This window comes from Pseudomonas sp. SK2 (assembly GCF_016772395.1).
Taxonomy (GTDB): domain Bacteria; phylum Pseudomonadota; class Gammaproteobacteria; order Pseudomonadales; family Pseudomonadaceae; genus Aquipseudomonas; species Aquipseudomonas taiwanensis.
Map to the genome: position 1 here is coordinate 4,997,788 of NZ_CP061944.1, position 13,798 is coordinate 5,011,585.

Here is a 13,798-nt window from a genome sequence, read left to right on the forward strand (position 1 = left end):
ATGACCCGTGGCGAGCGAAAACGATTTCTAAATAATTCTCACTTTTTTTCAGACGACCCCTGTCACTTTCCAAATCTCGCTCGGCAAGGAAGCAGTTAGCACATATTCGTCGAGGAGCCACTGCATGTCCCGTGCTGTTGATCGTTTCCTGCGCCCCAGCGTAATGGCCCTGGCCATCGGCCTGGCCGCCCCGTTGGCCAGCCCAGCCCTGTTCGCTGCCGAACAGTCCACCCTGCGTGCCTATAACCTGCCTAGCGCACCGTTGGCCACCACCCTCAACCTGATCGCCAGCCAGTCGGGCATTGCCCTGGCCATCGACCCGGCCTTGGTCAGTGGCCGCAATTCGGCTCCCGTCAGTGGCCAGTACGATGGCCTTGGCGCCCTGCAGGCCGCCCTGCGGGGTACTGGCCTGCAACTGCAGCAGAGCAGCGTCGGCAGCTACAGCCTGGTGGCCACGCCGGACGGCACCCTGGCGCTGCCGGAAACCGCCATCAATGCCAACGCCGCCTATGAAAGCGCGTGGGGCCCGGTCGATGGCTACACCGCCACCCGCACCGCAGCCGGTACCAAGACCGACACAGCCATCGCCGAACTGCCGCGTTCAGTCACGGTGATCACCCGTCAGCAGATGGAAGACCGCCCGGTGCTCAACCTTAACGACGCCCTGCGCTACACCGCCGGTGTGCAAAGCAGCGGCTATGGCTCGGATTCGCGCAGCGACTGGCTGCTGGTGCGCGGCTTCGTGCCTACCCAGTTCCTCGATGGCCTGCCCTTGCCCAAGGGCAACTACGCCACCCCCAAGATCGAACCTTGGAACCTTGAGCGTATCGCCGTACTGCGCGGTCCGGCTTCGTCGGTTTACGGCCAGACGCCACCCGGTGGCCTGCTGGACATGACCACCCGTCGCCCACAGTTCGAGAGCAGCCACGAAGTAGAGCTTCAAGCGGGTAGCAACGAACACAAGCAGATCAACTTCGACAGCACCGGCAAGATCGACGACGAAGGCCAGTTCCTTTATCGCGTCAGCGGCACCGTTCGCGACAGCAACTCGCCGGTCGATCACATTCCAGACAAGCGCTACAACATCGCCCCCAGCCTGACCTGGAACATCAACGACGATACCAAGCTGACTTTCATCACCCAGTACACCCGTGACGACACGGGCATCACCGGCCAGTTCCTGCCCCTGCAAGGCACCAAGCTCGACAGCCCGGCGGGCAAGATCTCGCACCACAAGAACCTGGGTGACCCGGACTGGGAATCCTACGACCGCACCTACTATCACCTGGGCTATGCCTTCGAAACCCGCCTGAACGACACCTGGCAGTTCCGCCAGAACCTGCGCTATGCCCGCAACGAGCTGGACTTCAAGGGCATCACCGCTGGCGGCTCGATCTGGCCAGCCGGCCCGGATGAAGCGGTCAGTGCCGACGGCACGGTGCAACGTACCGCTGGTATCGTCGAGGAAGACATCAGCCAGTTCGCGGTGGACAACAACTTCCAGGCCGACTTCCAGACGGGTGCACTGAGCCACACCGTGTTGCTCGGCCTCGACCACCAGCGTTCCGACAGCAATGCCCGCTGGCGCTGGGGGTCGAACGGCGTACCGCCGAGCAACATCCACAACCCCATCTACGGGCAGGACTTCTCGAACGTCGAGTACTTCGACATGTACGACTACGACCAGAAGACCCAGCAAACCGGCCTGTACATCCAGGACCAGATGGCCCTGGACAACTGGCGCCTGACCCTGGGTGGTCGCCAGGACTGGGTACACACCGGCACGACCTTCCACAACAAAGGCGATGCCACCAACACCCAGCGTGACAAGAAGTTCAGCAGCAACGCAGCCCTGAGCTACGTCTTCGACAACGGCATCACCCCATACTTCTCCTATGCCGAGTCGTTCCAGGCGGCCGCCGGCGCTACGGTCAACGCCACCGATGGCTTCAAGCCAACCGAAGGCAAGCAGTACGAGCTGGGTATCAAGTACCAACCCCCAGGCAGCAAGACCCTGCTCAGCGCAGCGGTGTTCGACCTGACCCAGGAAAACATGTCGGTAACCGAAGGCGGCGTAACCCGACAGGTTGGCGAAGTTCGGGTCAAAGGCCTGGAGCTGGAAGCCACCTCGGATGTCACCCGCAACCTCAAGCTGATTGGCTCCTACACCTACAACGACAGTGAAATCGTCAAAGGCAACGACGGCGAGAAAGGCAAGCGCATGGCCCAGGTTCCACGTAACCAGGCCACGGCCTGGGCTGACTACACCTGGCACGAAGGCCTGCTCGACGGCTTTGGCGTGGGCGTGGGCGTTCGCTATGTGGGCGATACCTACGGCAATACCACCAACACCGACTGGGGCCACGTAGGTTCCTACACCGTCTACGACGCCTCGGTGCACTACGACCTGGGCCGCGTGAACAGCACGCTCAAGGGCGTGACCGTGGCGGTGGATGCCAAGAACCTGTTCAACAAGGACTACCTGTCGACCTGTGACGGTTTCTACTGCTACTACGGCGACGAGCGCAACGTGGTGGCAAGCGTCAATTACAAGTTCTGACCGCCCGGGGCCACCGTGCAGCCCCATCGCCCAGTAGGCGCCGGCCTGCCGGCGATTGGGCTGCAGCGCTGCCCCAGGGTCCATCAGACCAAAAACCGGAACCCAGATGAAAAGCCAAACCATCCGCCGCTGGTCGGCGATCCACACCTGGAGCAGCCTGGTCTGCACCCTATTCCTGCTGCTGCTCGCGCTCACCGGTTTGCCGCTGATCTTCCATCACGACCTGGAACACCTGCTTGGCGACGCGCCTGAACTGCGCGAAATGCCAGCGGATACCCCGCACCTTGACCTGCAACAACTGGTGCTCAAGGCTGAGCAACACCGTCCCGGCGAAGTCATGCAGTACGTTGGCTATGAAGATGACGAACGCAATGGCGTGGTAGCGATCATGGCCGCCACTGCCGGGACAGAACCCAACGCGTCGCACACCTTCATGCTCGATGCACGCACCGGCGAAGCCGTGGCCATGCCCGCAGCCAATGGCGGCGTGATGATGACCCTGCTGCGCCTGCATGTGGACATGTTCGCCGGGCTTCCCGGCAAGCTGCTGCTGGCTTTCATGGGCGTGCTGTTCGTTGTCGCCATCGTTTCCGGTACCGTGCTCTACGCGCCATTCATGCGTCGCCTGGAATTCGCCACCGTACGCCACGACAAATCACGCCGCCTGCGCTGGCTCGACCTGCACAACCTGATCGGCATCGTCACCCTGGCCTGGGCACTGACGGTGGGCGTCACCGGCGTGATCAGTGCCTTGTCCGACCTGGTAATCGCCGCCTGGCGCAACGACAGCCTGGCCGCCATGGTCGCCCCGTACCGGGATGCTCCACCTCTCACCCAGCGAGCCCCGGCGACGCACCTGCTGACGATCGCCGAACAGGCCGCACCCGGCATGCGCCCGGACTTCATCGCCTTTCCCGGCACCCGCTTCTCCAGCGAACACCACTATGCAGTATTCATGAAAGGCGCGACGCATTTGACCTCGCACCTGCTCACCCCGGTGCTGATCGATGCTCAGACCCTGCAAGTGACTGCCATCGGCGAACGCCCCTGGTACATGGATGCCATGGGCCTGTCCCAACCCCTTCACTTCGGCGACTACGGTGGACGTCCGATGCAACTGCTGTGGGCTGTGCTCGATGTCCTGACCATCATCGTGCTCTGCAGCGGCCTGTACCTGTGGTGGGGCAAGCAACGCAACGGCAAGAAGGAGCGTGCATGAGCCACAAGTCGCAACCGACCCAGCGGATTTTCGCCTGGCCAAGCCTTATCGCCGCGCTGGGCGCAGCCGGGCTGTTCGCGGCGCTGCTCGGGGATGGCGCCTGGGATGCACTGTCCTGGCTGGGCCTGGGCATCCCGGCGTGGCTCGGGGTTCGTGCCCTGTGGAGGTAATCGGCTAACGCGCCTGTATCGCCGGCAGGCGCCATGCTCGACGGCTCATTTATCGCGGAGCCAGTTCGATGAGCCTGCACTACTTTCAATCCTTCGACCGACACCTGGCCGCCCTGCTTGCCTCGCCTCCCCAACCTGACCGCTCGCGATCGCTGCTGCAGGCACGTCAGCACTACTTCGCCGACCTCGCTCGGTACTGGCTTGCCAGCGACGCCTCGCTAAGCCGGCGGACGCAGTTGATCGCGTTGCTCCGTCAGCAAATGCTGGCGCAGATTGCACTGCGCTGCGACGACCATACACTCGGCGACCACCATGCTGCTCTGGTCAGGTGTTGCGTGAACATGCCGCTGCCCTCGCAGCGCCAGCATCTGCCTGAGGCTGAGCGCCCGCAGGTCTACCGGCCAGTACTGGATATCGGCACACCCAACTGGCGCAGCTACCTGCCCGGCGCTTTCGTGATCGTCGAAGGCGGCCCCGAAGGCAGTAGGGCGGACCCCAGGCAAACCAGCGATTACGCGCTGCTCTGCAGCCTGTCGCATGGCATAGAGGCGTTCGACAATCTCGGCGACCTGCACACCGAACTGTGCGAGCGACTGGACGATCCTCAGCAAAGCCAGTCGCTGCTGCGGTATCTGGACAGCGACCAGGATCGAGAGCTGGCACGCAACGCCGAACGCCTGCGCTACGACTGGTTCAACGATGACCTGATCCAGACCCAGGCCCAGGCGCTGATCGATGGGCAACAAGCAGCGCTCACCCGCGTATGGCACGAGGCGCTGCTGCAATCCCCGGTGGACTGGCCGATGCTCGAGGAACGCTTGCGCAAGGCCGCGGATCTGCTGCCGCTGGCCGACAGCCGATCTGCGCTGACGACACGCTACGGCCTGTTGTTGGAACGAAACGCACCGGCCTGGCTCAGAAATGCCTCGACCCAAGGCCTTACGCACATCATGCAAACCTTGCAGGAGCTGGTGATTGCCATCGACCGCGCGAGCGCCCCCGGCATCCTCAGCCACGAACAGTTCCTCGATCGCAACCATCTCAAGGCCTGGACCCGCGAGCACCTGCGCAGGGCGTTGCAGCTACGGTATCAGTTGGATGTCGATCCGCTCGATCTGTATGTCAGCATCACCAGGGCCAGGCAGGTAGGCCCGGTGTCGCACCCTGGCATCACCAGCGTCTGGATTCCTGCGGCCAGCCGTGCGCAGGCAGGCAATACCGTCGAACTGGTGCGCCAGACCTACCGCCTGGATGAGCTGGCGTTTCTCAACATCGGCGTGCTCGACATCGACTACTGGCTGACTGCACGGGTGCATGACAAGGATGAACGAACAGCCGCGGGCATCACCCCAAGCCAGGTCAAGCAGTTGGTACGCGAACTGGACGTCGGCGAACGCTACAGCCAGTACCTGCGTACCCATTTGCTGACGTCGCAGCAGGCTCAGTGGCGCCGGGAGCGCTATGTCGACATCAGCCGTGCGCGCATGCGTGCCGAGGCGGCCAAGGCACGGTACGCCGGCCATTACCTGGAGGACCCGTTCGAACGAGGCTTCGCTTGGACCACCCTGGTACTCGACCACCCAGACAGCCAGTTGCGCAAACAAGCGAACCGGGAGCGCCTGAGCGTGCGCCAACTGCTGATCGGCGGACATAGCCTACAAGGCGTCATGTTGGTGACGCCGGACAAAGCTGGGACCACGCGGTTTCTCGCCTACACCCCAGACGCGCCCGACCGCCGTGCATGGCGGGAGTATCGCAATACCCGCCACCTGCTCAGAGCGCTGCGTGAACAGCCTGCCCTGCGCGAATACGTAATAGACCGACTGCCGCTGGTAGCGCGTAGGCAAGTCGAACGATGGCTGACCAAGGGCGGCCTTGGCGCAAACACCCAACGCCCAGAGATCACCGGTAACTTCCAACAGGCCCGCTATTTGGCCGAGGTGAACGCCACGCTCGCCGCTGTCGATGCCGGCACCAATACCAAGCTCGAACTGCTGGGCGAGTTGAGCCTGCACGCGTTATCGGTGCTGCTGGACCTGATCAGCCTCGTACTACCCAACCGCGCATTGGTGGCGGTGTCGCTGGGGCGCTCGGTGCTGTCGGTGATCGATGCCGGCAGGGCCTTCAGGCAAGGTGACCAGCTCGGCATTCTGAAACACATGGTCGAGGCGTTCACGCACGCCAACGACGCGGTGAACAACATCGGGGGAACCACCGTGGTGCGGCGAGCCATTCGAGCCATTCCACCAGCCCCGCCGCTGAAGTTGCCGCAGTCGTTGGCGGTGGGGGTCGATACCGACAGATTGCACTATCGCGTCGATGGCATTCACAAGGAAGGCATCTATGAACAGCCCTCGTCCTATCCCGGGCTGACCTTCTACTACATCAAGGATGCCGCCGGCACGACCTACCAGGTGTCCTTCGACGGCTACCGCTGGCGTGTCGTCGACCCCCGCATGCCGGATGCCTACACCCAGGTGCCGGTAAAACGACGCCGCGACGGAGAGTGGGTCGTGGACTCCCCGGTCCTGTGGTACGACGGCCTACCCGACCTGGGCGCATTGCTCGAAGACTGCCGACTGGCCGAGCGGCCCGCAGGGGCCGAGGTCGAAGGCGTGGACGGACTGTCTCGCCACGGACAGCGATATTACCTGCTTGCAGGTGGGCACGCCTTGCCGCTGCGCGCGCACTTGCTGGACAACCACTACCACCTGCTGATTCCCGGGCAACCGCTCAGTACCGGGGCGGCATGGGCCATCCTGCGCTGGCAGGACGACCAATGGCGCATCCGCGTGCGCCAGGCTGGACGCAGCAGCGAGTGGCTGGCGCTGCCGCCAGCTTATTCCGTCAGCCGCGGCAGCAGCCTGTCCAGCCGCTGATACAGGGCGCTGCCACTGGGCCAGTTGCGCAACAGCCGTGCACGATCACGGGCATAGGCCGGCGCGAAGCTGAGTTGAGTGGCATGCTGGCACATCGCATCGAGGTCGATCAGCGACCACTGGCCGTTGTGCCAGAACAGGTTGTGACCCTTGAAGTCACCATGGCTGATGCGCTCGCGGATCAGTTGCTGCATCAGGTGCACCAGGGCGTCGACCTGCTCTTCGGGGGCTTCGCCGTTTTCCACGTAGGGCGCGAAACAGGCAGCCAGGTCCGGGCCATCGACGTACTCGGTCACCAGGTAGGCGCGGCTGCGCAGGCCCATGACCCGTTGTTCGAGCACCGCCAGGGGCTTTGGCGTGGCGATGTCGAGGAATTCCAGGCGGTGCCCTTCGATCCAGGAATGCCAGGCCCGGCTCGGGCGCCAGAAGCGCTTGAACCAGTGGGCGGTATTCTTGATGTTGTAACGTTTGACCACCAGCGGGCGGCCATTGACCTCTACGCGAGCGACGCTGGCCGCACCACCGGTCTTGTACAGGTGCCCCTGGTCGATCAGCGCGTCGGCCTGTTCGAGAACCGGCAGCATGGCATCGGTTTCACTGCGCCGAATCGCCCGCAACCCGGAGAGGCTGCGCTCGACGCTGAACAACGAACATTCTCGCCCGGCCTTTTCCAGATAGTCCTTCAAACGCCAGTTGCGCACCTTGTCCACCTGCTTCTGCAACGCTTCCATCGGCAAGGCGTGTTCGGCGTTGGCGAGCAGGTAATGCACCAGCAACTCTTCGATGAACGGCTCCAGGCGCTTGGGCAACTGGGCGAAGAACACACCGAGGTTTTCCAGCACGCGAGGGCGCGAAAGCTGCTGACCGGGCGTTTCGGCCTTGATGCCGGCACCGTCGATCAGGTACAGCTTGCCGCCGTGGCGCAGCAGGTTGTCCAAGTGCAGGTCTTCCTGCCACAAGCCTTTGGCGTGCATCTGAGCAACAGCGGTCAGCGCCTCGCCCAACACTCGGTGTTGCTCATCGGCCAGCACCGGCAAAGGCTCTACGTCGGCCCAGGCATCGGCCAGGCTTTCAGCGTCGTCGAGAAACTCGAACAACAGCCAGCCGCCCTCGCCTTCCTTGAGGCCATCGGCCAACAGCTTGGGCGTGGTGAGGCCTTGTTCGGCAAGCAGCTTCACCCCTGCCAGCTCACGCTGGAAATGGCGAGCGGCGTTGCCACCGACCAGCAACTTGGCCAATACCGGCGTGCCACGCCAGATACCCGCGCCCACGTAGCGTTGGCCGGGCAAGACACGCAACAGGCTGAGCAACTGCAAGTCAGCGCTACCGGCAGCATCGGCCAGGGTGATGGACAGGGGCAGCGAAGGGCTGCGACCTGCGTTCTTCAATTCGGACAAACGCATCAGCGGGCCTCTTTATGTCGACGGCGTTGCGTCAAGCGTTGTAACCAGGTGTCGACCCGCACGCTGTCTGCCGGCTGGCCAAGGTAGGCCGCCAACAAGGTTCGCACGTCACCCTCGGACCAGGCGCGCGCGCGGCGCAGCAAGGGCTCCAGGTCCTTGAGCCGGTCGCGCATGCCGAACAGCAGCGGCCGGGTCTTTTCCAGGTCGATCAACTGCGCGTCCCAGCCTTCACGGCGTTGGCGCAGGAAAATATGCTTGGGGTAGAAGCAGCCGTGCACCTGGCCGGCCTTGTGCAGGGTGCGCGCCAGCTGGCCACAGGCCTGGAGAATACCCTCGCGCTCATGCTCGCCCAGCTGCGACCAGCGCGCCAACAGGCTGTCCAGGTCGCTCCAGTCATCCAGCGCCCGGGTCATGAGAATGGCCCGGTGCTGACCAGCCTGTTTGCGCTCACCATAGAACACCGCCTGCAAAGCCGGTATGCGCAGTTTCTGGTAACGGCTGATGTTACGGAACTCGCGGGCGAAGGTCGGCTCGCCGAATGGCCGGTGCAAGGTACGCGTCAGGTAGTCGCTCTGGCGCTTGAGGTAGTAGCCCTTGCCTTCGAGTTCCAGGCGGAACACGCGGCTCCAGCCGCCTCGCCCGGTGTTGGGCTCGTCGACGGCGTCGAGCTGCAAGGCCCACAGCGCCTCGAAATCGTTCAGGCCATGACGTTGCAGCAGCGCAAGGTCAGCGCTGGCCAGGTAATCGGTCATTCCCTTCCCTCGAAAAAGCTCAGCACCTGGCGAATGCGCCGCTTGTCGCGCAGGCTCAGGCGTTGGCGCCCACGGTATTGCAGGTAGAAACGCAAGCGCTGGGTGGCTGACAGATGATACTTGGCGACCTTGTCCAGGCACGCCAGGTCCTTGATCAGCCGGTGGCGCCACATGAAGCCGCGCCAGAAGTCGCCGGTCGGGCAGTCGATGAAGAATAGCGTGCCCTGGTCGTCGACCAACAGGTTGCGCCACTTCAGGTCGTTATGGGCGAAGCGGTGCTCATGCATGATCCGCGTGTGTCGCGCCAACTGGCGGCTGACATGCGCCACCCAGGCAGGGTCGGACAGCCGTGGATCATTACGCCTGGCCAGTTCGGACAAGTCTTCGGTACGCGGCAGCTCGCGGGTGACCATGGCCCCGCGACCAAAAGCCAGGCCCTTGCGCTCAAGCCCCCAGGCGACCACTTCGGCGGTGGGAATGCCCCACTTGGCGAACTGCTTGAGGTTCTGCCATTCGGCCTTGATGCGTGGACGGCCCAGGTAGCGACGCATGTGCTTGCCAGCGCCGGTATAGCGTTTGACGTAGTAATTGACCCCATCGCGCTCGACGCGGATCACTTCGCTGAGCGGGTCACGCGTCAGGCGCTCGCCTTGCAGGGCGAATACCGCATCGAGGCTGCCAAAATCCGCCACCAGGTGTTCATAGCCCGGCGCCAGTGTCCAACCCGCCATCAGAGTGCATCCCCATAGCGTTGCTTGCGATCGTAGAGTTTTTGCGCCTTGCGTTCGAGCCACGCCAGCAACGCGGCTTCGTCGGCCAGGACCTGGCGCAGTGGGCGCTGGAAGTAGCCACGCAGAAAGCGCAGTTTGTCGCGCCGGGTCAGGCCGATGTCCAGCGCCGAGAAGTACAACGCAGCCAGGTCCTTGTTGCGCCAGCGCCGGCTGATTGTCGCCCGGGTCTGGGCACGATGCAGGTCGATGACCGACAGTTTGAAGTCATCGGGCGTCACCGGACGGTCGGTGTGCAGCAGGAAATGACAGATGTAGCAGTCGCGGTGATTGACCCCGGCGCGGTGCATGCCGCCGGTCATCTTCGCCACCTCGGCGATCAGCGCGCGCTTGAGGCGGGGCGCAGGTGGCTGCTTGACCCAGTCGATGCTGAAGTCTTCGAGACTGATGGTCGGTGCCAGCTCTTCGGTGACGATGAACGAATGCTGCGCAGCCGGGTTGCTGCCGCGCTCGCCATAGGCGACCGCCGTCATGGTCGGCACACCGGCCTCATGCAGTCGCTGGATCGCCTGCCATTCCTGGCCAGCGCCCAGCACAGGCAGCTTGGCGGTCAGCAGGTTCTTGAAGATCTCGCCCCAACCGATGCCACGGTGGATCTTGACGAAGAAGCCCTCGCCATCGACCTCGGTACGCAGCGTGCGGCGGCCTTCGAGCTCGCGGTATACCTCGCCTTGCAGCGCTTCCACGGCCTCGAAGGCGTCACGCCCGGCCCACAGGTGCTTGAACGGTTCGGCCAGAATCAGCTTCATGCGGTCTCCTGCCCCAGGATCACGTCAGCGGCATGTTGCGGCATGCTGTAAAGGTCGGCGGTTTCCGCGAACGCCAGGCCGTTGCGCGACCAGTCGGCGCGGGCCTGCGGCTCTTCGAGCATGCGTTGCAGGTAGCGGTTGAGCTGCTCCTGCTCGAAAGGCTCGTCCAGCACCAGGCCGCTGTCGGCCTCGGCGATGTAATGGGCGTAGCCGCACACCTGCGAGACCAGCACCGGCAACCCCGCCACCAGGGCTTCGAGCAGCACGGTACCCGTATTCTCGTTGTATGCCGGGTGGATCAGCAGGTCGGCGCCCAGCAGGAAGCGCGGGATATCACTGCGTCCCTTGAGGAACTGTACCTGCTCGCCAAGGCCCAGCGCGGCACTTTGCAACTGGAACACCTTGGGGTCGTCCTGGCCGATGACCATCAACCGGGTACGCTTGCGCAACGCCGACGGCAGCGCGGCCAGGGCCTTGAGGCTGCGGTCCACGCCCTTGGTCTTGAAGCCAGAGCCGATCTGCACCAGCAGCAGGTCGTCGTCACCCAGGTCGAACTCCTTGCGGAAGTCGGCGCGGATCTCGGCGGCATTGGCCGGAGCCCGGCGATCCTGGGAAATCCCCGGGGGCAGCAAGTGAAAGCGCTCCACCGGCGTGCCGTAATGCTTGATGAACAGCGGTTGCTGCACCTCGGAAATCATCAGCACCTCGGTATGGGCGTCCTTGGCGAACACCGCCCGCTCGTACTCGGCAAAATGCCGGTAGCGCCCCCAACGGCGGTACAAGCCACCGCGCAGGGTCTGCGCCTTGTCTTCGAAGCAGCCGTCGGCAGCGTAATACACATCCAGACCCGGCATCTTGTTGAAGCCGATCAGACGATCGACCGGGCGCTTGGCCAGGTCGGCGGCCATCCAGGCACTGAGCTTCTCGTTGCGACGGTGGTTGAACAGCGCCTTGACCGGCGCCACCAGCACCTCGAAACCCGGTGGAATATCACCCTCCCAGATCAACGTGTAGACACGGATCTGGTGGCCCCGCTTCTGGCATTCCAGGGCAATGCGCATGAAATCACGCTGCAGCCCGCCGAAGGGGAAATACTTGTAAAGCACAAAAGCCAGTTGCATCAACGGACATCCTCAGCCAGCAGCAACGCGCTCAAGCGGCTCGCCACATGCTCGGGATTCAGGCGAGTGAAGCACAGCGGCCACTCGCGTTTGAGATCGAACCGGCGCAGGTCCTCGGCGCTCGGCTTATAGGTGCACTTCTTCTGCAGGCAGGGCGCGCAGGGGAAATTGCTGGCCTGATGAACCTGAGCCCGACCATAGGCCCCGGTGAGGCCCGGATTGGTCGGGCCGAACAGCGAAATGGTCGGCACATCCAGTGCCGCGGCGAGGTGGCCCAGGCCAGTATCCACCGCCACGCACGCCTTGGCGGCCGCCAGTACACGGGCGACGCCGGCAAGGTTCAACTTGGGCAGCACCTGACAGTTTTTCAAGCCTTGGGCGATACGCTCGGCGCGAGCCTTCTCCTGCGGGTTGCCCCATGGCAGGCGCACCTGCAGGTTGCGCTGGCCCATGCGCTCTGCCAGTTCGCGCCAGTAGGCCTCGGGCCAATGCTTGGTGGCCCAGGTGGTACCGTGCAGGAACACCACGTAGGGCGCGGCTGGGGGCAGCTGCAGGCGGTCCAGGTCCAGGCCATAGTTGCCGATGCCTTCGGGCAAGTCGTAGGCCAGGGCCATGGCGAACAACTGACGCACACGCTCCACCGCATGCTGGCCAACGGCGACCGACAGGCGTCGGTCATAGAAGCGACTGGCCCAGCCCTCACGCGCCGAATAGCGGTCCAGGCCGGCCACCGGCGCCTTGACGTAGCGGGTCAGCCAGGCCGATTTGACCAGGCCCTGGGCATCGATCACCAGGTCGTACTTGCGCTCGCGAACGCGTTGCTTGAACGCCTTCCACTCGCCGCTCTTGAAAGTCTGCCAGAGGTTTTTGCGCCAGCGGCGAATCGCCACCGGAATCACCTGGTCGACCGCAGGGTGCCAACTGGGGATCTCGGCGAAACCTTCCTCCACCACCCAGTCGAAGCGAATGCCTGGCATGGCATGGGCGGCATCGGTAAGCGCAGGCAGGGTGTGGATCACATCCCCTAGCGATGAGGTCTTGATGATCAGTACCCGCACTTAGTCGACCTCGGCCACGGTATCGATCAGGTTCGGACCACCCAGGCGGTGCAGGGCGGCGATGACGTTGCCAGGCTCCAGCAGGCGCAGGCAGTTGTAGTGACCGAAGCGGCAGGTGCGGTCGAAGCACGGGCTGCATTCGATGCCGGTGCGCACGATCTCGACGTGCTCGGCCAGTGGCGGGGTGAAGCCCGGCGAGGTCGAACCATAGACGGCGACCAGCGGACGGTTCAGCGCAGCGGCCACATGCATCAAGCCCGAGTCGTTGGACACCACGGCGTCGGCGCAGGACATCAGGTCGATGGCTTCGGCCAAGGAAGTTTCACCGGCCAGGTTGTACGACTCTTCACGCAACCCCGGAATCAGACGGTCGCGGATCTGCTCGCCCACCGGGTGGTCGTTCTTCGAACCGAACAGCCATACCTGCCAGCCCTGGCGGATCATCGCGTCGGCAACCTCGGCGTAGTGCTCGGCGGGCCAGCGCTTGGCCTCGCCAAACTCGGCACCTGGGCACAGCGCCAGCACCGGCCGGTCCAGCTCCAGGCCGAACTTGGCCAGGGCGGCTTCGCGGCTGGCTGCCTCGATCTGCAGGCTGGGCCGTGGGTAAGGCTGCGGCAGCTCGGCACCGGGCGCATAGGCCAGGGCCATGAAGCGTTCGATCATCAGTGGGTAGCGGGCCTTGTCCAGCGTGCGCACATCGTTGAGCAGGCCGAAGCGCATTTCGCCGCGCCAGCCGGTGCGCTTGGGGATACCGGCGAAGAAGGGCACCAGCGCCGACTTCAGCGAGTTCGGCAGCAGGATGGCCTGGTCGTACTGGCCCGCCAAAGACTTGCCAATACGCCGCCGCGTGGCCAGTTCCAGGGCGCCATGGCCGAGCGGAAAGCTCAAGGCCTTGCGCACTTCGGGCATGCGTTCGAGGATCGGCCGGCTCCACTCGGGTGCCAGCACGTCGATCACGCAGTCGGGGTGCTGCTGTTTCAGGCACTGGAACAGGGTCTGCGCCATCACCATGTCGCCGACCCAGCTGGGGCCAATGATCAGTATTCTCATGCTTAGTCCAGAAACGCTCGGGGAGGCTGCAGACTGCGGTACAGCCTGG

11 protein-coding genes are annotated in these 13,798 nt (G+C 63.9%); 4 read left to right on the plus strand and 7 right to left on the minus strand.

The features are described from left to right. Positions 1-124 precede the first annotated feature (124 nt). The 4 genes from IF103_RS22605 (at position 125) to IF103_RS22620 (ending at position 6,828) form a co-directional block, all read left to right on the plus strand. Positions 125-2,560, plus strand: a complete 2,436-nt coding sequence (locus IF103_RS22605; protein ID WP_202675689.1) for a TonB-dependent siderophore receptor — start codon at positions 125-127, stop codon at positions 2,558-2,560. A gap of 106 nt (positions 2,561-2,666) precedes the next feature. Then, complete coding sequence (locus IF103_RS22610) at positions 2,667-3,779, plus strand: PepSY-associated TM helix domain-containing protein (RefSeq protein ID WP_023382730.1); 1,113 nt, start codon at positions 2,667-2,669, stop codon at positions 3,777-3,779. Next, positions 3,776-3,949, plus strand: coding sequence for a hypothetical protein (locus tag IF103_RS22615; RefSeq protein ID WP_023382731.1), 174 nt, complete (start codon positions 3,776-3,778; stop codon positions 3,947-3,949). The genes IF103_RS22610 and IF103_RS22615 overlap by 4 nt, the downstream gene beginning before the upstream one ends. 68 nt (positions 3,950-4,017) lie before the next feature. Then, positions 4,018-6,828, plus strand: a complete 2,811-nt coding sequence (locus IF103_RS22620) for a dermonecrotic toxin domain-containing protein (RefSeq protein ID WP_202675690.1) — start codon at positions 4,018-4,020, stop codon at positions 6,826-6,828. Here the strand turns inward: IF103_RS22620 and IF103_RS22625 are convergent. From IF103_RS22625 to waaF, 7 genes are read right to left on the minus strand one after another with little or no spacing between them, the layout of a single operon-like run. After that, on the minus strand, positions 6,789-8,231 hold the full coding sequence (locus IF103_RS22625; RefSeq protein ID WP_023382733.1) for a lipopolysaccharide kinase InaA family protein: 1,443 nt from the start codon (positions 8,229-8,231) through the stop codon (positions 6,789-6,791). The two genes, IF103_RS22620 and IF103_RS22625, sit on opposite strands and share 40 nt — an antisense overlap. Beyond that, a complete protein-coding gene (locus IF103_RS22630; RefSeq protein ID WP_023382734.1) occupies positions 8,231-8,983 on the minus strand; it encodes a lipopolysaccharide kinase InaA family protein in 753 nt (250 codons plus the stop codon). Before IF103_RS22630 ends, IF103_RS22625 begins: the two co-directional genes overlap by 1 nt. Next, positions 8,980-9,714 carry a lipopolysaccharide kinase InaA family protein gene (locus IF103_RS22635; RefSeq protein WP_023382735.1) on the minus strand — a complete coding sequence of 245 codons (735 nt, stop codon included), beginning with the start codon at positions 9,712-9,714 and terminating at the stop codon, positions 8,980-8,982. Before IF103_RS22635 ends, IF103_RS22630 begins: the two co-directional genes overlap by 4 nt. Further along, positions 9,714-10,520 (minus strand): lipopolysaccharide core heptose(I) kinase RfaP, encoded by an 807-nt coding sequence (gene rfaP / locus IF103_RS22640; RefSeq protein ID WP_023382736.1) that lies wholly within the window; start codon positions 10,518-10,520, stop codon positions 9,714-9,716. The genes IF103_RS22635 and rfaP overlap by 1 nt, the downstream gene beginning before the upstream one ends. Beyond that, on the minus strand, positions 10,517-11,641 hold the full coding sequence (locus IF103_RS22645; protein WP_027907326.1) for a glycosyltransferase family 4 protein: 1,125 nt from the start codon (positions 11,639-11,641) through the stop codon (positions 10,517-10,519). Before IF103_RS22645 ends, rfaP begins: the two co-directional genes overlap by 4 nt. Then, positions 11,641-12,699: a lipopolysaccharide heptosyltransferase I gene (gene waaC / locus IF103_RS22650; protein ID WP_027907327.1), complete on the minus strand. Its 1,059-nt coding sequence runs from the start codon at positions 12,697-12,699 to the stop codon at positions 11,641-11,643. Before waaC ends, IF103_RS22645 begins: the two co-directional genes overlap by 1 nt. Continuing rightward, the gene (waaF, locus tag IF103_RS22655; RefSeq protein WP_023382740.1) at positions 12,700-13,749 is read right to left on the minus strand and encodes a lipopolysaccharide heptosyltransferase II; all 1,050 of its coding nucleotides are present in this window, start codon (positions 13,747-13,749) and stop codon (positions 12,700-12,702) included. Between the last annotated feature and the right edge of the window lie 49 nt (positions 13,750-13,798).